The sequence below is a fragment of the Aeromicrobium sp. CnD17-E genome, assembly GCF_024124745.1.
In the GTDB taxonomy this organism is placed as follows: domain Bacteria; phylum Actinomycetota; class Actinomycetes; order Propionibacteriales; family Nocardioidaceae; genus Aeromicrobium.
In genome coordinates this window covers 1-19,629 of the sequence record NZ_JAMXRU010000012.1, presented here as the reverse complement: position 1 = coordinate 19,629, position 19,629 = coordinate 1, and the positions used below count along the sequence as shown (strand labels likewise).

At 71.4% G+C, this 19,629-nt stretch carries 19 protein-coding genes and 4 tRNA genes; 11 read left to right on the top strand and 12 right to left on the bottom strand.

Annotation, left to right across the window (positions count from 1 at the left end):
* Nucleotides 1–22: 22 nt before the first annotated feature.
* From NH339_RS04575 to NH339_RS04560, 4 genes are all read right to left on the bottom strand, one after another.
* Nucleotides 23–1,444 (bottom strand): hypothetical protein, encoded by a 1,422-nt coding sequence (locus NH339_RS04575; RefSeq protein ID WP_253022991.1) that lies wholly within the window; start codon nt 1,442–1,444, stop codon nt 23–25.
* Between the two features lie 85 nt (nt 1,445–1,529).
* Nucleotides 1,530–3,515 carry a threonine--tRNA ligase gene (gene thrS, locus NH339_RS04570; protein WP_253022989.1) on the bottom strand — a complete coding sequence of 662 codons (1,986 nt, stop codon included), beginning with the start codon at nt 3,513–3,515 and terminating at the stop codon, nt 1,530–1,532.
* 78 nt (nt 3,516–3,593) lie between these two features.
* Complete coding sequence (locus tag NH339_RS04565; protein WP_253022987.1) at nt 3,594–4,841, bottom strand: saccharopine dehydrogenase family protein; 1,248 nt, start codon at nt 4,839–4,841, stop codon at nt 3,594–3,596.
* Between the two features lie 75 nt (nt 4,842–4,916).
* Nucleotides 4,917–6,458, bottom strand: coding sequence for an APC family permease (locus NH339_RS04560; protein WP_253022985.1), 1,542 nt, complete (start codon nt 6,456–6,458; stop codon nt 4,917–4,919).
* A 241-nt stretch (nt 6,459–6,699) separates the two neighbouring features.
* Between NH339_RS04560 and NH339_RS04555 the strand changes: the two genes are divergently transcribed.
* Together NH339_RS04555 and NH339_RS04550 are read left to right on the top strand one after the other, a co-directional pair.
* Nucleotides 6,700–8,025: an aspartate aminotransferase family protein gene (locus NH339_RS04555; protein WP_374208204.1), complete on the top strand. Its 1,326-nt coding sequence runs from the start codon at nt 6,700–6,702 to the stop codon at nt 8,023–8,025.
* A gap of 37 nt (nt 8,026–8,062) precedes the next feature.
* Entirely contained in the window at nt 8,063–8,521 is a 459-nt protein-coding gene (locus NH339_RS04550) for an Lrp/AsnC family transcriptional regulator (protein WP_253022981.1), read from the top strand.
* Between the two features lie 18 nt (nt 8,522–8,539).
* Here the strand turns inward: NH339_RS04550 and NH339_RS04545 are convergent, their stop codons facing one another.
* Complete coding sequence (locus NH339_RS04545) at nt 8,540–10,234, bottom strand: FAD-dependent oxidoreductase (RefSeq protein ID WP_253022979.1); 1,695 nt, start codon at nt 10,232–10,234, stop codon at nt 8,540–8,542.
* Nucleotides 10,235–10,290: 56 nt separating this feature from the next.
* On the opposite strand from NH339_RS04545, the gene NH339_RS04540 reads away from it, so the two are divergent.
* From NH339_RS04540 to NH339_RS04525, 4 genes are read left to right on the top strand one after another with little or no spacing between them, the layout of a single operon-like run.
* Nucleotides 10,291–10,869: a TetR/AcrR family transcriptional regulator gene (locus tag NH339_RS04540; protein ID WP_253022977.1), complete on the top strand. Its 579-nt coding sequence runs from the start codon at nt 10,291–10,293 to the stop codon at nt 10,867–10,869.
* Nucleotides 10,866–12,287: an NAD(P)/FAD-dependent oxidoreductase gene (locus NH339_RS04535; protein ID WP_253022975.1), complete on the top strand. Its 1,422-nt coding sequence runs from the start codon at nt 10,866–10,868 to the stop codon at nt 12,285–12,287. Before NH339_RS04540 ends, NH339_RS04535 begins: the two co-directional genes overlap by 4 nt.
* A complete protein-coding gene (locus NH339_RS04530; protein WP_253022973.1) occupies nt 12,284–12,871 on the top strand; it encodes an acetoacetate decarboxylase family protein in 588 nt (195 codons plus the stop codon). The genes NH339_RS04535 and NH339_RS04530 overlap by 4 nt, the downstream gene beginning before the upstream one ends.
* 42 nt (nt 12,872–12,913) lie before the next feature.
* The gene (locus NH339_RS04525) at nt 12,914–13,117 is read left to right on the top strand and encodes a hypothetical protein (RefSeq protein ID WP_253022971.1); all 204 of its coding nucleotides are present in this window, start codon (nt 12,914–12,916) and stop codon (nt 13,115–13,117) included.
* A gap of 75 nt (nt 13,118–13,192) precedes the next feature.
* Here the strand turns inward: NH339_RS04525 and NH339_RS04520 are convergent, their stop codons facing one another.
* The 3 genes from NH339_RS04520 to NH339_RS04510 all read right to left on the bottom strand — a co-directional run bounded on the left by NH339_RS04520 (nt 13,193) and on the right by NH339_RS04510 (nt 14,698).
* On the bottom strand, nt 13,193–13,678 hold the full coding sequence (locus NH339_RS04520; protein ID WP_253022969.1) for a YbaK/EbsC family protein: 486 nt from the start codon (nt 13,676–13,678) through the stop codon (nt 13,193–13,195).
* Between the two features lie 70 nt (nt 13,679–13,748).
* Nucleotides 13,749–13,820, bottom strand: a tRNA-Val gene (locus tag NH339_RS04515).
* 41 nt (nt 13,821–13,861) lie between these two features.
* Entirely contained in the window at nt 13,862–14,698 is an 837-nt protein-coding gene (locus NH339_RS04510) for an aminotransferase class IV (RefSeq protein WP_253022967.1), read from the bottom strand.
* A gap of 93 nt (nt 14,699–14,791) precedes the next feature.
* On the opposite strand from NH339_RS04510, the gene NH339_RS04505 reads away from it, so the two are divergent.
* The 4 genes from NH339_RS04505 to NH339_RS04490 all read left to right on the top strand — a co-directional run bounded on the left by NH339_RS04505 (nt 14,792) and on the right by NH339_RS04490 (nt 15,912).
* A tRNA-Gly gene (locus NH339_RS04505) sits at nt 14,792–14,863 on the top strand.
* Between the two features lie 27 nt (nt 14,864–14,890).
* Nucleotides 14,891–14,961 (top strand) — tRNA-Cys (locus NH339_RS04500).
* 29 nt (nt 14,962–14,990) lie between these two features.
* A tRNA-Val gene (locus NH339_RS04495) sits at nt 14,991–15,065 on the top strand.
* Between the two features lie 418 nt (nt 15,066–15,483).
* Entirely contained in the window at nt 15,484–15,912 is a 429-nt protein-coding gene (locus NH339_RS04490) for a GNAT family N-acetyltransferase (protein ID WP_253022965.1), read from the top strand.
* 598 nt (nt 15,913–16,510) lie between these two features.
* Here NH339_RS04490 and NH339_RS04485 read toward each other — a convergent pair.
* The gene (locus NH339_RS04485) at nt 16,511–16,936 is read right to left on the bottom strand and encodes a hypothetical protein (RefSeq protein ID WP_253022963.1); all 426 of its coding nucleotides are present in this window, start codon (nt 16,934–16,936) and stop codon (nt 16,511–16,513) included.
* A gap of 261 nt (nt 16,937–17,197) precedes the next feature.
* On the opposite strand from NH339_RS04485, the gene NH339_RS04480 reads away from it, so the two are divergent.
* Nucleotides 17,198–17,467 (top strand): hypothetical protein, encoded by a 270-nt coding sequence (locus NH339_RS04480; protein ID WP_253022961.1) that lies wholly within the window; start codon nt 17,198–17,200, stop codon nt 17,465–17,467.
* Nucleotides 17,468–17,567: 100 nt separating this feature from the next.
* On the opposite strand, the gene NH339_RS04475 is transcribed toward NH339_RS04480, so the two are convergent.
* The 3 genes from NH339_RS04475 to NH339_RS04465 all read right to left on the bottom strand — a co-directional run bounded on the left by NH339_RS04475 (nt 17,568) and on the right by NH339_RS04465 (nt 19,421).
* Entirely contained in the window at nt 17,568–17,774 is a 207-nt protein-coding gene (locus NH339_RS04475; protein WP_253022959.1) for a hypothetical protein, read from the bottom strand.
* 358 nt (nt 17,775–18,132) lie between these two features.
* On the bottom strand, nt 18,133–18,525 hold the full coding sequence (locus NH339_RS04470; protein ID WP_253023027.1) for a DUF4333 domain-containing protein: 393 nt from the start codon (nt 18,523–18,525) through the stop codon (nt 18,133–18,135).
* A 20-nt stretch (nt 18,526–18,545) separates the two neighbouring features.
* Nucleotides 18,546–19,421, bottom strand: a complete 876-nt coding sequence (locus NH339_RS04465) for a YihY/virulence factor BrkB family protein (RefSeq protein ID WP_067858014.1) — start codon at nt 19,419–19,421, stop codon at nt 18,546–18,548.
* Nucleotides 19,422–19,629: the final 208 nt, after the last annotated feature.

The following is a 19,629-nucleotide window of genomic DNA, read 5'->3' as shown; positions in this document are numbered from 1 at the left end:
GGACCGACGCGGTGGTGCGATGTCACCGGTTCTGGATGGTCCAACGACCGCGCGCCACCATGATCTGCTCCAGTCCGCCGTCATAGGACGGAGCCCAGATGGTGAGTCGGTACTGTCGCGTGCGTCGAGTGTCGTTGTCGAGGCGGAGGCGGACCCGACCGTCCTTGCCGATCGTGCGCTCCGGACCGGCGGACGACCAGCCGTCCCGGGTCCTCAGCTCGAGCCACGCCTTCAGTCCCGCTCCGTCCTTCACTGTCACGGTGCGGGTGACGGGATGGTAGGCCCGCGCTCGCGTGGTGCGTGAGGGAAACGACGGGCGGGGCAGCAGTCGGACGTCCGCACCGACCCGACCCGCCGACTCGGTCGCGGTAACGGCGGAGGCGAGCTCGACGTGGCCACCTCCGCGCATGACGTGATCCTGTCGCCCGATGCGGAAGTCGGTGCCACGAGTCAGCACGATGTCGGACAGGGTCGTGGCCGCCCGCGCACCCCACCCCGTGAACCGCGCGGTGACGATCCTCGAGGGACCGTCGAGCTCGACCGGGCGCCAGTACTGCTGATGCTGCGTCACCACGAGCGTGAAGCGCGTCCCGCGGGGCATCCACCACACGTCCTGGCGGCGACGACCCAGCGAGTGGGCTCGTGCTTCCGGCACCGTGACGCCCAGTCGCGTGTCGTCGGGAACGAGGGTGACGTTCGCGGTGTCGGCGACCTGGCGCCGTTGCCCGGCTCGGACCTGCTCGACGGTGAGGGAGAAGGGGCCGGTGGTCGGCGGATAGGTCATGAGGCTCCAGACGCGACGATTCACGTCGACCCGGCCGAGCAGCGTGCGCTGACCCGTGATCCCGTGAGTTGCCCAGACCTCCAGCTGCACGTCGCGCGCTGGCGCCTCGGCGCAGGCTCCGGACTCGTCGGCCACCTCGTAGAGCGGCGAGAGCCCCAGCACGTCGACGCCGTGAGACCACTTCTTGGTCGCTGGTGCGCTGACCTGCACCGAGGCTTCACGCAGAAGAACGGAGCGGGACGGGTGGTAGAAGACGGTCGCGTTCAGGTAGTGCCACGTGTCGCCGACCAGGACGAGGAATCGGACGTCGCCATGCCCCGTCTCACCCAGCGATGCCTCCACGGGCGGCGGGACGGCCAGGCCGTCCTCCCGCACGGCAACGGCGTCCGTGGAGACGTACGGACCGTTCGAGCTGGTGCGGTACTCCCACCTAATCAGCTGGCCGGTGCGAGGCCCGTCAGCCCCGACGGAGCGCACGACGGGAAGCTGCAACGGGTCGGCCCACTCCACGCATCGGGTCCGTGGCCCGACCGGGCCGATGTAGGCATCCCCAGCGGCGGCAGGTGCAGCCGCGGGCCCGAGAAGGCCGACGGCGAGCAGGAGGGCGAGGCCAAGAACGAGCGGGCGACCGTTGACTGCTGCGAGGATGCGTCTGCTCACGGCGCGACCCTAGGGCAACGACGTCGCCCCCGTCCCCGGATCACCGGGAACGAGGGCGAGAGCCGTACGGACAGGCCGGCGCCGCTCAGACCTGCTCGCGCGACGCCACGGCCTCGAGGATGCGCCGGACCGCGTCGTCGACGGGCACCCCGTTCTCCTGCTCGCCGTTGCGGTAGCGGAACGAGACGGCGTCGGCCTCGATGTCGCGGTCGCCGACGAGCAGCATGAAGGGCACCTTCTGCGTCTGGGCGGTGCGGATCTTCTTCTGCATGCGCTCGTCGGAGTCGTCGACCTCGAAGCGGATGCCCGCACCGCGGAGCCGCTGGCCGAGCGTGTGCAGGTAGTCCGAGTGCCGCTCGGCGACGGGGATCCCGACCGCCTGGACGGGCGCGAGCCACGGAGGGAAGGCGCCGGCGTAGTGCTCCACGAGCACGCCGAGGAACCGCTCGATCGAGCCGAACTTCGCGGAGTGGATCATCACCGGCTGCTTGCGCGTGCCGTCGGCGGCCACGTACTCCAGGTTGAACCGCTCCGGCGCTGGCTGGTTGAAGTCGTACTGCACCGTGCCCATCTGCCAGGTGCGACCGATCGCGTCGCGCGCCTGCACCGAGATCTTCGGGCCGTAGTAGGCCGCGCCGCCCGGGTCGGGCACGAGCTCGATCCCGGTCTCGGCGGCCACGTCGGCGAGCACCTGGGTGGCGAGCTCCCAGTCCTCGTCGGACCCGATGAACTTGTCCTTCGACGCGTCGCGGGTCGACAGCTCGAGGTAGAAGTCGTCGAGGCCGAAGTCGCGCAGCAGGCTGAGCATGAAGTTCAGCAGGTGACGCACCTCGTCGGGCGCCTGCTCGGGGGTGACGTAGGAGTGCGAGTCGTCCTGCGCGAAGCCGCGCACGCGCGTGAGGCCGTGGATGACGCCGGACTTCTCGTTGCGGTACACGTGCCCGAACTCGAAGAACCGCAGCGGCAGCTCGCGGTAGGAGCGCTGCCGGGAGCGGTAGATGATGTTGTGCATCGGGCAGTTCATCGCCTTGAGGCGGTAGTCCTGGCCGTCGACGTCGAGCGCCGGGAACATCCCCTCGCCGTAGTACGGCAGGTGGCCCGACGTGTGGAACAGGCCCTCCTTGGCGATGTGCGGGGTGCCGACGTACTCGAAGCCCTCCTCGATGTGCCGACGACGGACGTAGTCCTCCATCTCGCGCTTGATCACGCCACCGCGCGGGTGGAAGACGGGCAGGCCGGAGCCGATCTCGTCGGGGAAGGAGAACAGGTCGAGCTCGGTGCCGAGGCGGCGGTGGTCGCGACGCTGCGCCTCCTCGAGGCGGTGCAGGTACTCCTCCTGCGCCTCCTTGGTGGGCCAGGCGGTGCCGTAGATGCGCTGCAGCTGCTTGTTCTTCTCGTCGCCGCGCCAGTACGCGGCGGCCGAGCGCATGAGCCGGAAGGCGGGGATGCGCTTCGTCGTGGGCAGGTGCGGCCCGCGGCAGAGGTCCTTCCAGGCCAACGATCCGTCGCGCTTGACGTTGTCGTAGATGCTGAGGCCGCCCTCGCCGACCTCGACGCTCGCGCCCTCGGTGGAGCCGGCGCTCGACTTCAGGCCGATGAGCTCGAGCTTGTACGGCTCGTCGGCGAGCTCCTCGCGCGCGGCGTCGTCGCTGATCTCGCGACGGTCGAAGCGCTGGCCCTCCTTGACGATCTTCTTCATGCGCGACTCGATGGCCTGCAGGTCCTCAGGCTTGAACGGCTCGGCGACGTCGAAGTCGTAGTAGAAGCCGTCGGTGATCGGCGGGCCGATGCCGAGCTTGGCCTCCGGGAACAGCTCCTGCACGGCCTGGGCCATGACGTGCGCGGTGGAGTGGCGCAGGATGTCGAGGCCGTCGGGGCTGTCGAGCGTCACCGGGACCACGGTCTGGCCCTCGGCGAGCAGCGTCGACAGGTCACGCAGGTCGCCGTCGATGCGCGCGGCGACGACGTCGGGCTGCTCGGCGAAGAGCTGCCACGCCTTCGTCCCCTCGTCGACGGTCTGGGGTGCTGCCTCGGCCCCCGCCTCGGCGGCGACGTGCACGGTGACGGACATGGCGGTGCTCCATTCTGGTCCCGACGACCCCTACGGCTGGGCCGTTCTGCTTGCCCTCACCCTAGGGCCTGCGCAGGATCAGGAGTCCCGCTGGCCCCACGGGGAGCCGTAGGCGGTGAGCAGCTCCAGGAACGGCACCGCGTCGAAGGCCTCGGGGCCGAGCACCCCCGCCCCGCTCCAGGTGCCGTCGGCGAGCAGCTCGAGCGCGACCACCGGGTTCACGGCGGTCTGCCACACGACGCACTGGTGCCCGTACTCCTGCATGGCCCACTCGTTGTCGACGACGTGGTACAGGTAGGTCTCGCGCTCCTGCCCGTCCTTGCCGGTGCCGGTGATCCAGAGCCCGGCGCAGGTCTTGCCGGTCATGCGCGGGCCGATGGTCGAGGGGTCGGGCAGGCAGGCGGCGACGACGTCGCGCGGGGACACCTCGACCGCTCCGCCGGCCGACGGCACGCGGACGGGGGTCGTGCTGTCGAGCCCGACGTCGTGCAGGGCCTTGAGCACGGTGATGAAGTCCTCCCCCAGCCCGTACTTGAACGTGACCCGCTCGGCGTCGACCCAGCGGGGCATGAGGAGCACCTCCTCGTGCTCGACGTTGACGCACTCGACGGGCCCGATGCCCTCGGGGAAGTCGAACACCTCGGGTTCGGAGAACGGGGGTGTCACGAACCAGCCGCCGTCGGGCTCGTCGGCGCGCGCCCTCTCCCAGACCACCGGCGGGTTGAGGCACTCCTCGATGGTCGTCCAGATCGAGAACGACGGCGCGAACACCTCGTTGCCGTGCTCGTCGTGCACCGCCAGGTTGGCGCCGTCGCGGGTGCCCAGGTCACGGATCTCGCTGAACAGGTGGTCGGCCGCGTACCGGGCGAACACGTCGGAGAGGCCCGGCTCCACGCCCATGCCGACGAGGGCGAGACGACCAGCCGACTCCCACTGGTCGGCGACGGCGAACTGGTCGTCGCCGAGCTTCTTGCCGACCTTGGCGTACGGCTCCTCGGGGTGCCGTGTCGACAGCGACATCGCCATGTCGAGGTAGTCGGCGCCCGCGGCGAACGCACCGTCGAAGATCGACATGACGAACCGCGGGTCGACGGCGTTCATGACGTGGGTGACGTCGTGCTCGCGGCACAGGGCCGCGACGTCGTCGGCCGACGACGCGTCGACGCGGGCTGCCACGAAGCGCTCGTCGTCGAGGGCGTCGACGGCGGCGCGGGCGCGCGCCTCGTCGTAGTCGGCGACGACCACGAGCTCGAAGAAGTCGCGACGTGCGGCGATGGCCGTGAAGGCGGCGCCGACGCCGCCGGAGCCGACCAGCAGGATCTTCATGTCTCTCCTCGGAGGTGTCCCGGGCTCGGGACGGTGGGGCGGGGTGGTGAGCAGGTGGCGGGGCGCGACGACGACTCAGTCCAGGGCCGCGCCGGGACGCGTCGGGCCGAGCGCCGCGAGCGCCACCTCGTCGGAGACGGTCTCGAAGCCCTTGCGCGTGAAGAACGTGGCGCCGACGGTGAACCGCCAGACGAGCATGAGCACCAGGCCGAGCACCAGGAAGACGACGGCGATCGCGAGCGGCAGCCCGACGCCGAGCACCGACGAGCCGCTGTACGAGGCGCCGGGGTCGGAGAGGTCGAGCACGGACTCGTACAGGAGGTAGAAGAGGGTGCCTGCGCCGACGAGCGGACCCACCCCGATGAACAGGAACGCCTTGGCCGACGTGAAGAGCCGTCGACGCCAGTAGATGGCGCACGCCAGGCCGGTCAGGCCGTAGTAGAAGGCGATCATCAGGGACAACGCCGAGATCGAGTCGAACAGGAAGTTGTCGCTGATCGCGCTCGCGCCGACGTACCAGGCGATGGCCACGGCGCCGATGAACCAGGTGCTGAACGACGGCGTCCCGTACCGCTCGTGGATGCGGGCGAACATCTTCGGGAACGCCCCGGCGCTCGCCATCGAGAGCGACACGCGGGACGCGGGCAGGATGGTCGTCTGCGTCGAGGCGATGCCCGAGGTGATGATCGAGAGCAGCAGCACGAAGGCGAACGGCCCCATGACGAGGTCGCCGACGGCACCGAACAGCGCGTCGTCGTCCTCGTAGCCGGTGACGAAGTCGACGCCTCCGGCGGCGATGGTCACGATCCCGACGCCGAGGTAGGTCGCGACGAGGATGACCGTGCTCCAGATGCCGGCGCGACCGGGCGTGGTGTCGCCGTCGGTCGACTCCTCGGACAGGTTCACCGCGCTCTCCCAGCCCCAGTAGATGAAGACGCCGATGAGCAGGCCGCTGACCAGCTCGTGGGAGTCGAGCCCGGCCGGGCTGAGCCAGCTCCAGCTCGGGGTCGTCGCGCCGGCGGGCAGCGACCCGGTCGCGAGCCGCACGGCGGCGACGCCGACGAAGAGGAGCAGCGCGCCGACCTGCGCGAAGACCAGCCAGACCTGGAACCTCGCCGACGCCTCGGTGCCGCGGACGCACAGCCACGTCATGACGACGACGATGGCCACGGCGATCGTCACGACGACCGGGCGGTTGGCGGCCAGCGAGTCGGCGCCGACCATGACGAAGAGGTAGCGCGCGGCGACGTCGGCGAGGGAGCCGATGACGAGCACGCCGGTGGTGAAGACGGCCCAGCCGCCCATCCAGCCGATCCAGGGGCCCATCGCGCGGGTGACCCACGAGAACGTGGTGCCGCAGTCGGTGTCGGCCCGGTTCATGTAGAGGAACGCACCGGCGATGAGGAACATCGGCACGAACGACAGCCACAGCACCGCCGGGGCGTGGATGCCCGCCACCACCACCATCGAGCCGAGCACGGCGGCGATCGAGTAGGCCGGCGCGGTCGCGTCGAGCCCGATCGACAGGCCTTCCCAGAAGCCGATCGCGTTGGCCTTCAGACCCTTGCCGCCCGTGGGAGCCACGTCGGCGGCTCCCGGTCCCACGTCCTGCGCCATGGGTGCTCCTCTCCCGTCGACTCGTTGCAGGAACTCTGCACCCGCTCGACGGAATCCACAAGAGTCGTCACATGATCGTTACGTGTTCAGTCGCCTTGACCCTTGCATTCGACGCATTCCGTCGCGAATACTCGCAGTGATCGGAGGAACCATGACCCACCCAACGCTCGACCCACACCGCGCCCCCGGCATCGACGAGCAGCTCGCGCGACGTCAGAAGGCCGCGCGCGACCACCTGTGGATGCACTTCGCGCCCCTGAAGGACGCCGACGCCGCCGACGTGCCCGTGATCGTCCGGGGCGAGGGCTGCTACGTCTGGGACGACCGGGGGCGGCGCTACCTCGACGGCCTCGCCGGTCTCTTCGTCGTGCAGGCCGGCCATGGTCGGCGTGAGCTCGCCGAGGCGGCGGCCCGTCAGGCGCAGGACCTCGCGTTCTTCCCACTCTGGTCGTACGCGCACCCCACGGCGATCGACCTCGCGGAGCGGATCGCGTCGCTCGCGCCCGGCGACCTGAACCGCGTGTTCTTCTCCAGCGGCGGCGGCGAGGCCGTGGAGACGGCGTGGAAGCTGGCGAAGAACTACTTCAAGCTCGTCGGCAAGCCGATGAAGCACAAGGTGATCAGCCGTTCGGTGGCCTACCACGGCACCACGCACGGGGCGCTCTCGATCACGGGTCTCCCGACGCTGAAGCAGCAGTTCGAGCCGCTCGTGCCCTCGACGTTCCGGGTGCCCAACACCAACCACTACCGCGCCCCGCAGCACGCCGACGACCTCGAGGCGTTCGGGCGCTGGGCGGCCGACCAGATCGAGGTGGCCATCGAGGCCGAGGGTCCCGAGACGGTCGCCGCCGTGTTCCTGGAGCCGGTGCAGAACGCGGGCGGGTGCTTCCCGCCGCCGCCCGGCTACTTCCAGCGGGTGCGCGAGATCTGCGACCGTCACGACGTGCTGCTGGTCTCCGACGAGGTGATCTGCGCCTTCGGACGTCTCGGCACCACGTTCGGGGCCGAGCGCTACGGCTACGTGCCCGACATGATCACCTGCGCGAAGGGCCTGACGTCGGGCTACTCCCCCCTCGGCGCGACGATCGTCAGCGACCGCGTCGCCGAGCCCTTCCAGCGCACCGGCGAGATGTTCGCCCACGGGTACACGTTCGGCGGGCACCCGGTCTCCTGCGCCGTGGCCCTGGCCAACCTCGACCTCTTCGAGCGCGAGGGCCTGCTGCAGCACGTGCGGTCGACGGAGGGCGCGTTCCGCAGCACGCTGGAGCGGCTCGGCGACCTGCCGATCGTCGGCGACGTCCGCGGCGACGGCTTCTTCTACGGCATCGAGCTGGTGAAGGACAAGGACACGAAGGAGACCTTCACGTCCGAGGAGTGCGACCGGCTCCTGCGCGGGTTCATGTCGCACGCACTGCTCGACGCCGGCCTCTACTGCCGCGCCGACGACCGGGGCGACCCGGTCGTCCAGCTGGCGCCGCCCCTGGTGGCCGAGCAGGCCCAGTTCGACGAGATCGAGCAGGTGCTGCGTGGCGTGCTGACGGAGGCGTGGGCCAAGATCTCCGCATGAACGTTCGCCAGTCCCCCTTCGTCGCCGAGGCGACGCCATGAGCGCGCCGGTGCTCGACGAGGTCGCCAAGCGCATCATCGCGCTGCTGCAGGTCGACGGCCGCATGTCGTACGCGGCCATCGGCAAGGAGGTCGGGCTCTCGGAGGCCGCGGTGCGCCAGCGCGTGCAGAAGCTGACGGACTCCGGCGTCATCAACATCGTCGCGGTCACCGACCCGATGCAGCTCGGCTTCGCCCGGGAGGCGCTCATCGGCATCCGCGGCAGGGGTCCGCTGGAGCCGCTCGCCGAGAGCCTCGCCGAGATCCCCGAGGTCGACTACGTGGTCATCACGGCGGGCTCGTTCGACATCATCCTCGAGCTCGTGTGCGAGACCGACGAGCACCTGCTGCAGGTGCTGTCGGAGAACATCCGCGCCCGGGACGACGTCGTCAGCACCGAGACGTTCACCTACCTGAAGCTGGTCAAGCAGACGTACACCTGGGGCGTCCCCGACTGACCTGACGTCGGCGAGGCGTCACGAGGCCCCGACGCGCAGGCGCGGCGTGGGCAGGAGCAGCGCGCCCGGCGCGCCCTCGGGCACGACCGGCCGGTGGGGGGCGACGGCGTCGACCCGGCGGTACGCCGACCCGAGCGGCGGACGCGGGTCGGGCTCGCCGCGGTTGGGCCAGAACGACATCGCCCGCTCCGCCTGGGCCGTGATCGTCAGCGACGGATTGACCCCGAGGTTCGCGCTGATGGCCGAGCCGTCCGCGACGTGCAGGCCGTCGTGCCCGAACAGCCGCTGGTAGGGGTCGATGACGCCCTCCTGCGGCGTGGTGCCGATCGGGCAGCCCCCGATGAAGTGGGCCGTGAGCGGGATGCCGACGAGCTCGCCGACGGAGCCGCCCGGCACGCCGTCGAGCTTGTCGGCGATCTCGCGGGCGACGTGGTCGGCCACGGGGATGTGCGACGGGTTCGGCGCGCCCGTGCCCTGCCGGCTGCTCATCCTGAGGCCGAACGGACCGCGCTTCAGGAACGTCGTGACGGAGTTGTCGAGCGACTGCATGACGAGCACCACGACCGACTGCTCGGCCCAGCGGCGCGGGTCGTGCAGGCGCAGCGTGCCGCGCAGCCCGAGGCCGCGGTAGCCGCGCAGCACCTTGCGCAGCTGCGAGCCCCCGCCGCGGTGGTCGGCCAGCGCCATGTTCATCAGGCTCAGCGCGCCCGAGCCCCGGCCGTAGCGGACGGGCTCGACGTGCGTCTGCGGGTCGGGGTGGAACGACGACGTGATCGCGACGCCGGGCGTGACGTCGGCGTCCTTCGCGCTCGCGCGGGCCGAGAGCACCGCCTCGGAGTTCGTGCGGCTCAGCTCCCCCAGCCGCTCGGAGATCTCCGGCAGCGAGCGACGGCGGAGCCGGTGCAGCAGGTCCTGCGTGTTGAGCGCGTTGCCCGCGAAGACCACCTGGTCGGCACTGAAGCGACGACGCCGCAGCCGGTTGCCGGTGCGTCGCGTGTGCACCACGTAGCCACCGCCGCGCCGCGGGCGCACGTCGGTCACCGTGGTCAGCGGGTGCACCTGGGCGCCGCCCCGCTCGGCCAGGTGCAGGTAGTTCTTCACGAGCGTGTTCTTCGCGTTGTGCCGGCAGCCGGTCATGCAGGCACCGCAGTCGGTGCACGTGCGGCGTGCAGGCCCGGCGCCGCCGAAGTAGGGGTCGTCGACCTCCTCGCCGGGACGGTCGCCGAACAGCACGCCGACGTCGGCGGCGTGGACCGTGTCGCCGACGCCGAGCCCCTCGGCGACCTCCGCCATCAACCGGTCGGGCAGGGTCGTGCGCGGGTAGGTCGCGACCCCGAGCATGCGGCGGGCCTGGTCGTAGTGCGGGGCGAGCTCGTCGCGCCAGTCGGTGACATGGGCCCACTGCGGGTCGTCGTAGAAGCCGTCGAGCGGCTGGTAGAGCGTGTTCGCGTACACCAGGGAGCCGCCACCGACGCCGGTGCCGCTCGCGATGAGGACGTCCTTGAGCGGCGTGATGCGCATGATGCCGAAGCAGCGCGCCCACGGGGCCCACAGGTAGCGGCGCAGACGCCACGACGTCTCGGGCAGCTCGTCGTCGGCGAAGCGTCGGCCCGCCTCCATGACACCGACCGCGTAGCCCTTCTCGGTGAGCCTGAGCGCGGTCACGCTGCCGCCGAACCCGGAGCCGACCACCAGGACGTCGTAGTGCTTCATGTCGCGCACCGTACCCGCTTGTTGACACTTTGCCAATAGCGTTGTTCACTCGTCGCGTGACCGCTCTGCCCCGCCACCGCCTCGAGCCCGACGCGCGCCGTCGCCAGATCCTCGAGGCCGCCCGCACGCTGTACGCCGAGCGCGCCTACGACGACGTCTCGCTGGCCGAGCTGGCGAGCGCGGCCGGCGTCACGCGGGGGCTGCTGCACCACTACTTCGGCTCCAAGCGCGAGATCTTCCTCGCCGTCATGCGCGACTCGACGTTCATGCCGGAGACCGAGCTGCCCGACCTGCTGCACCTGCCGATGGAGGAGCGGGTGCGGGTGACGATGGACTGGATCCTCGACGCCGCGCAGACGTACGGGCAGGCCTGGGTCGCCGCGTCGGGCGCCGCCGAGCTGCACGGGGAGTCCGACCTGCAGGTCGTGGTCGACGAGGCCGACGACCGCGCCGCACGCCTCGTGCTCGACGCCGTCGGGCTGCCCGACTCCCCTGTGCTGCGGGCCCGGCTACGGGCCTCGGCCGCGTACGTGAAGGCGCTGTGCCGGGAGTGGCTCCAGCGGGGCACGCTCACGCGCGACGACGTCCTCGACCTGCTCACCACCCACCTCGTCCACGTCCTGGAGGGCTCATGACGTCCGTCGGCATCATCGGCTCGGGCTTCGGCGGCATCGCCGTGGCAGCCGAGCTCCTGCAGCACGGGCACACCGACGTACGGCTGTGGGAGCGTGGCGACGACGTCGGGGGCGTGTGGCGCGACAACACCTACCCCGGCGCCGGCTGCGACGTCCCCTCGCCGCTGTACTCGTTCTCCTTCGCCGTGAACACCGACTGGTCGCGCCGGTACGCGCTGCAGCCGGAGATCCACGCCTACCTGCGGCGCACCGCCGACGACCTCGGCATCACGCCGCTCGTGCACCTGGGCCGCGAGGTCGTCTCGGCGCACTGGCACGAGACCGACCGGCAGTGGGAGGTCGGGTTCGCCGACGGGTCGGTCGAGCGGGTGCAGGTGCTGGTGAGCGCCGTGGGACAGCTGTCGGAGCCACGCCTGCCCTCCATCCCCGGCATCGACGACTTCGAGGGCGACGCGTTCCACTCGGCGCGCTGGGACCACGACCTCGACCTGCGCGGGAAGCGGGTCGCCGCGGTCGGCGTCGGCGCGAGCGCCATCCAGTACATCCCGCACCTGGCCGACGTCGCCGGCGAGCTCACCTTGTTCCAGCGCTCCCCGAACTACATCCTGCCCAAGCCCGACGGTCCGCTCCCCCGCTGGTGGCGGCCGGGGATCCGGCTCGAGCGCCCGCTGTGGTGGACGCTCGGCGAGCAGTTCTCGCGAGGTCTCGACGAGGGGACGGTCGTCGGCGCCATCGAGAAGCGCGTGGCCCTCGCGCACCTGCACCGCCAGGTGCGCGACCCGCGCCTGCGCGAGGTCCTCACGCCCGACTACCCGATCGGCTGCAAGCGGATCCTGTTCTCCAACACGTTCTACCCGACGCTGGAGCGCGACCACGTCGACGTCGTCGCCGAGCGCATCGTGCGGGTGGTCCCCGAGGGGCTGGAGACCGCCGACGGCACCGTGCACCCTGCCGACGTCGTCGTCTACGGGACGGGCTTCGCCGCCCAGGACTTCCTCGACACGATCGACGTGCGCGGCGTGGACGGCGAGGCCCTCGCCAAGCGCTGGGTCGACGGCGCGCACGCCCACCTCGGCATGTACGTACCGGGCTTCCCGAACCTGTTCGTCTCCTACGGCCCGAACACGAACCTCGGCGGCGGGTCGATCATCTACATGCTCGAGGCGCAGGCCCGGCACATGCGCCTGGTGCTCGACCGGATGCGCGAGGGAGCCCACGCCACGGTCGACGTGCGACCCGAGGTCGAGGCCGCGTACGACCGCCAGGTGCAGGAGCGGCTGGAGAGGTCCGTCTGGGGCAGCTGCGACAGCTGGTACCGCCACCCGTCGGGTCGCATCACGTCGAACTGGCCCGGGTCGACGTACCCGTACCACCGTCGGGTGCGCTCGCTCGACGTCGAGGACTTCGCGTGGGCGTGACCTACCCCCCGGAGCCGTGGGACCTGCACGGGCAGGCGGTCGCGTCGGTGTTCCTCGTGCCCGTCCGGTCGCTCCCGGCGCCGCCGCCGGGCACCCGCGTCGTCTCCGTGGCGGGGCGGGCGGTCGTGACCGCTGCGTTCTTCCGGTACGAGGAGCCAAGCCCGCTCGTCTACGACGAGGTCATGGCGACCGTGCTCGTGCGTCGCGGCGTGCGACCGCGCGTGTGGATCCCGTGGATCTGGGTCGACAGCGAGGCGTCGCGCGACGGTGGTCGCGCCCTGTGGGCCATCCCGAAGGACCTCGCCCGCTTCGACGTCGAGCCGGGGCGTCGGCACCGCGGCGACGGCCTGGCGAGCGTCGAGGTCGAGCGCACGGCGCCCCTGCCGGGTCGTTGGCCGCTCGCGTTCCGCGTGGTGCAGCGTCGAGCCGGGCGTGCGGTCGTCACACCCGTGCGCGGACGGCTCGGCGCGCAGCTGGTGCGCACGTCGTGGACGTTCTGCGGCCCGTTGTCGCTGCTCGCAGGACGGCGTCCGGTCGTGTCGGTGCGGGCGTCGAGGTTCCGGCTGCTGTTCGGTCGGGCCTGACCTCGGGTCGCACGACGCCGCGTTCCACGGCACGGTGGTCCCATGGCTGAGTACCGACTGACCACGGAGGACGGCGACGTCGTCGCCGAGGAGACGCTCGAGCACGACCAGGCGGCCGTCGCCTGGCGCTCGAGCCGGCCGTTCGAGGCCCCGACCCCCGGCGAGGGCCGCGGGCTGCGCCTCGAGCGTCGCACCGACCGCGGGTGGGTGCGCCTCGACCCGCTCGGTACCGCCGAGACCACCTGATCTCCTCCCCCACCCCCCTTCCCGCGTTGTGGGGACGTGACGACGGTTCTCGGGCCGAGAACCGTCGCGATCCCGTCAAGACGAAGAGGTGGCTCGCTTCGTCACGCTCACCCAGCCGACCGGCTCCGCGACGACCTGGAGCTCGTCGGGCGTGAGCTCGATGGCCGACGCCGCGTTGCCGACGGCCGGGTAGACCGACGGGAACCGTCGCAGCGACTCGTCGAGGTGCACGGCCGCCGCGTCGGGGTTGGCGAACGGGCACACACCGCCCGCAGGATGGCCCGTGAGCGCCTCGACGTCGTCGGGCTTGAGCATGCGCGCCTTGAGGCCGAAGGTCGCCTTGAAGGCCGCGTTGTCGACCCGCGCGTCGCCCGCGGCGACGACGAGGATGCTGGTGCCCGGCTCCCGGCCGTAGAAGCCGAGGGTCTTCGCGATGCGCGCCGGCTCGACCCCGAGCTCGGCGGCTGCCAGCTCGACGGTCGCGCTCGACCCGGACGTCTCGACGACGTCGCCGTCGCGTCCGAAGCGGGCGAGGTGGGCGCGGGCGCTCTCGATCGACATGCCGGCCATCGTAGGAGCGTGGGGGGAACGACGAGGCCCCCGGCTGGTGAGCCGGGGGCCTGCGTGTCGGTGGGCGATACTGGGTTCGAACCAGTGACCTCTTCGGTGTGAACGAAGCGCGCTACCACTGCGCCAATCGCCCGGGGACGTCAGAACCTTACTCCACCCCGTCCCGAGGTCGAGCTACGGGTCCGACGTCTTCGCCGCCTCTCGCGCCCAGACGGCCTGCGCGCGCTGCGTGACGGGCCCGGGAGCCGCGGCGACGGGCCGTCCGTCGACGTGCGAGATGGCCTGGATGTCACGCGTGGTGCCGACGAGGACGACCTCCTCGGCGTCGGCGAGCACCTCGATCGGCGCGTCGCGCTCCACGACGTCGAGCTCGTCGGCGAGCCACTCGAGCGCCAGCGCCCGGGTGATGCCAGCCAGGCAGCCCGACGCGAGCGTGGGGGTGACGAGGGTGCCGTCGAGGACGTACATGATGTTCGAGCCCGTGCCCTCGCACAGGTGGCCCTGCGTGTTCGGCATGACCGCCTCCGACGCGCCCGCGGCGCGCGCCGCCTCGATCATCCTGGCGTTCTCGGCGTACGACGTGGTCTTGAGGCCCGACAGCGCACCTCGCTCGTTGCGCGGCCACGGCACCGTGATGATCGTGGCGACCGACGGCGGCTTCTGGGCCGGCTCGGTGACGACGACGTGGGTGAGCCCGTGATCGCCACGGGGAGAGCCGAGCGGACCCCGACCCGACGTGACGGTGATCCGCACCCGTCCGAAGGGGAGGTCCTGGCCGTCCAGGGTCGCGTCGATCCCCTCGCGCAGGAGTCCGAGGTCGGGCCGGCCGATGCCGAGCCCCTCGGCGGAGCGTGCGAGCCGGTCGAGGTGGCGCGTGAGGGCGAACGGCTGCCCGTCGTCGACGGCGACGGTCTCGAACACGCCGTCGCCCACGACGAGCCCGTGGTCGAGCACGCTGAGGGCCGGTTCGTCCGGTGATTCCAGCAGTTTTCCGTTCAGCCAGGCACGCATGGCCCCACCCTAACGCGCCCGCCCGGACCCCCCTGTTTGGCCGCCGCAGGGGCATGTACTAATGTTTCATCTCGCGCCGGGAACGGTGCAAATGCGGACATAGCTCAGTGGTAGAGCATCACCTTGCCAAGGTGAGGGTCGCGAGTTCGAATCTCGTTGTCCGCTCGGAGAGGGTCCCCATACCCATCCAGCGGTGGGTTGGCCGAGAGGCGAGGCAACGGACTGCAAATCCGTGTACACGGGTTCAAATCCCGTACCCACCTCGATCCCCCAACAGAACAGCACCACCCACGGGCGATTGGCGCAGCGGTAGCGCGCTTCCCTGACACGGAAGAGGTCACTGGTTCAAACCCAGTATCGCCCACCATCAGAAGGCCCCGGAATCCTCATCGGTTCCGGGGCCTTTCGCATGCGATCAGCCCGCTGTCCGTCCGCGCAGCGACCTTCCTCGCCCACAAAACTCCACGGCACCTCTCCCCGGTCCAGGAGCATGAAGGAAACGTTCGACGCCCACGCCCCGACGGATGGGTGGCGGCCGGGGTGAGATTCGGCATGGCCGAAGACGTGGTCGACACGCCGACCCGGCCGCTAGCCTCGTGTCGTCGCTGATCCTCTCTCCCAAGGAAACGATCCACGACATTGCGCCTGCTCCACGAGGAGCTGGGCCCGCGAGACGCTGTCGACGACTCTCATCTCCCCGAGAGCGTGGGCAGCGTCTCGTCGTTGGTGGCCCGTCCGTCCGGGCCCTGCGGGACGGCGTCGCACGCTCGTCTACCGTCGGTGCGATGACGACGACCGATGACCAGGTGCTCAGGACGCCCCCAACGCTCGAGGACTACCTGCGCCTGCGGACCACGTCCGGGCTGACCCCGAGGTCCGCGACCCAGGGCGAGGGCGCGCTGGCGGGCAGCTGGGCATGGAGCGTCGTCGAGCACGAGGGACGGGCCGTGGCCATGGGTCGCGTCATCGGCGACGGCGGCTGGTACTTCCACGTCGCCGACATGGCGACCCTGCCGGAGCACCAGGGCCGCGGCCTGGGGCGTCTGGTCCTGACCGACCTGCTCGCGCAGATCGCCGAGGCCGCCCCGCCCGACCCGTACGTGACACTCATGGCCGACGCACCCGGGCGCCGGCTGTACGCCTCGATGGGGTTCGTCGAGACGGCGCCGAGGTCCCTCGGCATGGTCCTGGCGCACGACCCACAGCTGGGCTGATCGCTGCGCACGCGGCCCCCGAGCGCAGCCGGGGCGCTTCGGCCGAAGCCGCCCCAGCCGCTCGCACTCGGGGCTCCTGGGTTGAACCCGACGGTGCTGTGTACTGCCTTCCCGCACGACCTGCACCTACACGGTGCACGGTTCAGCCTGCGATGTGATCTCAGCCACGTGTCGGGATCGGCCCGAGCGACAGGAGATGGGCCCGCGCGGCGACGAGGACCACCGGACGCCGCGCGGGCCGCATCAGACGGGGGCTCGACCTCGGGAATCGGGCCCACCGCCAGGTCCGGCCGCCATGCGCTGCGGACCGGGCCGGCGATCAATCTAGAGGTCCCCGGGTTGTTGCGGGACGAAACCGCACAATGTTCATCCGGGAGGTCGCGTCGCGAGAAGGCCCACGCCGACGCGACGGGTCCCGACGATGGAGATGCGGCCCCGCAGGACCTCTGCTTCAGTAGGCGAGGTCGACGTGGATCGGTGCGCCTATGACGCACCAGACGTCGACTGGGAGCGCGTCGACCAGGGGCGACGCTGACCGACTCGGGGCGTGACGCGGGGAGCCGTCGCGCCCCGGGCCGTCCCGACCCCGCGTGAGGCCTCAGCAGTCGTCGTTGCGCCAGCCGCCGTCCTCACGGACCCACGGCTGGTCCCGTTCGGACAGGGACTCGACGTCGAGCTCGTACGACACCGTGCCGCGGGCGCCGTCAGCCGTCGCCTCCACGTCGCGCAGGGGGTCGTCGCCGTCGAGCGCGGTGGCCTGGCTCGTCATCCGCCGGAACTCGGTGAACGGCAGCTCCTGGCGGCACCGCGCCGACAGGAACGCGTACGCGTCGTCGGCGCGGCCACCGTGGAAGGCGTCGACGTAGCGGACGACGGCCTGCTCGAGCGCCTCACCCTGCGCGCCCGACGCCGACTCCGCCGGTCCCGGCTCGGTCGCGGTCGGCGCCGAACCGCTGTCGGACCCGCCGCACGCGCCCAGGAGGAGCAGGGGGACCACCGCGACCGCGACCAGACGACGCCTCATGCGGGGAGCATAGGTCGACCCCGGTCGCGGCAGCACGCACGAGACCTCGGCGCCGCGCCCCGCGCGACAGCGGCCCCGCCGCTGGCGGGGCCGCTCGTCGTCACACCGACATGCGAGATGCGGGGCTGGTGTGAGGCTGGCCCGGTCCGGGAAACTCACCGAACCGGTGCGCTCGACGGTACGCAGGTCTGCTGCATCCGCATCTCGAGGACGAGCCGTTCCGCTGCGCATTCGACCACGTGTTCGACTACCATCGTCCGGGTGAGCGCCCACCCCCACCACGCACCGCGCTCCACGGCCGCCAGGCCGTCGCCGGAGCCCTCGTCGGTCGAGCGCGCGCGTCACGTGTGGGTGGCGCCGTCCGCGCGTCAGGTGGACCTGCGACCGTACCCCGGTCTGCTCGTCACCTGGCAGCGCCGCGACGACGGCTGGTGGGCGTACGTGGTCATGCTGCTGCCGACGGGCGCGCTGGTCGCGAACTGGGTGCCTGCGTCGCTGCTGCGTCCCGCTCGGGGCCCAGGTCCGTCCTGACGTGATACCGCCGGGCGGCCGTCGAGCTGCGCAAGCCGACGGCCGAACCCGGCGTACTCCCAATCTAGGTGCGTCTGCCAGGACCGCAACCGCAGCGACGTCAGGTGCGCGAGACGGAGCGCCAGGTGAAGGTGCCGTCGGCCGACGTGATCCGCACGATCGCGTCGGCCACGACGACGGACGGCTGCGCCGCGTAGGCGACGGCGCAGCTGAACTGCGTGCCGACCGCTGCCGGGACGGAACGGGGGCAGGAGACCACCGTGGGACGCCCCTGGGCGTCGAGCGAGGCCTTCACCTGCGCCGACACCGCCGCCGTCGATCGGACCGTCCGAGGCGCCGCAGGGGCCGGGCGGGGAGCCGTCGACCGCGTCGGGGTGGGTGAGGCGGTGGGGGTCGGTGAGGCCGTCGGCGACGGACTCGCCGACGGGGAGGGACTCGCCGACGGGGAGGGACTCGCCGACGGGGAGGGACTCGCCGACGTCGACGCGGAGGCGGTGGGCTCGGCATCCGGCGAGCGCGTGGGCACGACCCGCTCCCCCGCAGCTCGCTGGCCGTCCCCCTCGGTGCTGTCGGTCCCGAGCCACGAGCGCAGCCCGAACACACCGCCAGCGAGCACGAGGACGGTCAGCACGAGAGCGGCGAGGACCTTCTTCGACGCGCCCACGTCACTCCCCCTGCGAGACGGGCTTGGAGTTCCAGGCGAAGTGACCGTCGGGGCCGTCGATCTTGACCGCCGCGACCGCGACTGCCGCCGTGTTGGGCTGGTTGGCGAAGAACACCTGGCAGTCGAAGGCCGTGCCGATCTTCTGCAGCACCCGGTCGGGGCACTCGACGCGCGTCGGCTGACCGGCGTTCTGGTCCAGGCGCGTCTTGATCGACTGCTCGATCCGCGTGGTCGTCATCTTGGTCGGCGCGAGCGACGGGCTGGCCGACGCCGACGGCGTCGGGTCGGCACTGGAGCCGGATCCGCCGTCGTCGTCGGGGCTGCACGAACGCAGCGCGAAGAGCAGCGCTGCGACCCCGAGCAGCACCACGACGAGGGCCGCGACCTTCCGCATCTTCTTCACGGGCGACGATTCTAGCGGTCAGGACGGGGGTGGCGGTCCTCGTCGAAGGAGGCGTTGATCGCAGCCCCGATCAGCACGGCGATGGAGATGACGTACAGCCACAGCAGGACGGCGATCGGCGCGGCGAGCGGACCGTAGATGGAGGTGCCGCCCGTGGAGAAGCCGAGCGCCCACCGCACGAGCAGGCTGCCGCCGATCCACAGCCCCATGGTGAAGAACGCGCCGGGCAGACCGGATCTCCAGGACACCTTGACCGGGACGGCCAGGTGGTAGAGCGAGGCGAGGAAGCCGACCGAGACGAGCAGCACCGCCGGCCAGTACAACGGCTGCAGCACGGCCAGCTGCGAGGGCACGACCGACGCCGCCACCTCCGGGCCGGCGAGCACGAGCGGCACGACGACGATCGCGATCGCGAGGGCGACGACGTACAACGAGAACGACAGCGCCCTCGTCTTGACGATGCCGCGCACGCCGCCCAGGCCGTAGAGGATGGAGATGGTGTCGAGGAAGACGTTCAGGGCCCGCGAGCCCGACCACAGCGCGAGGACGAACCCGATGGAGACGACGTCGATGCGTCCGGACCTCAGCACCTCGTCGAGCGTGGGCGCGATGACCTGGTCGACCGTGCCCTGCGTGAGCGCCTGGGACGAGAGCTCGAGCACCCGGTCCTTCAGCACGTCGACCTGGGCCACGTCGTAGCGCTCGGCGACGAAGCCGATGGTGCCGGCGAGCCCGAACACGAGTGGCGGCAGCGACAGGATCGCGAAGAACGCCGCCTCGGCCGCGAGGCCGGTGACCCGGTGCTGGATGCAGCGGGAGACGGTGCGTGCCGTGACTCGCGCCAGCCGGTCCACGGCCGCCGGGCGTCCTACCCGTTCAGCCGCCATGCCCCTACGGTATCGACATGCATCCCTTCCGCCGCGCACCCTCGACCCGGGCGATCCTGCTCGTCGCCCCCGACGCGGGAGCAGGCACGAGGTGCCTCACGACCTCGGTGCGTCGCGCGACGGGAGCGGCCGCGTGAAGCCGCTCGCGCTCGCCGCGGTGGCCTCGGCCCTGACGACGGCGGTCGCGGCATGGGCGCTGCGGGCCACC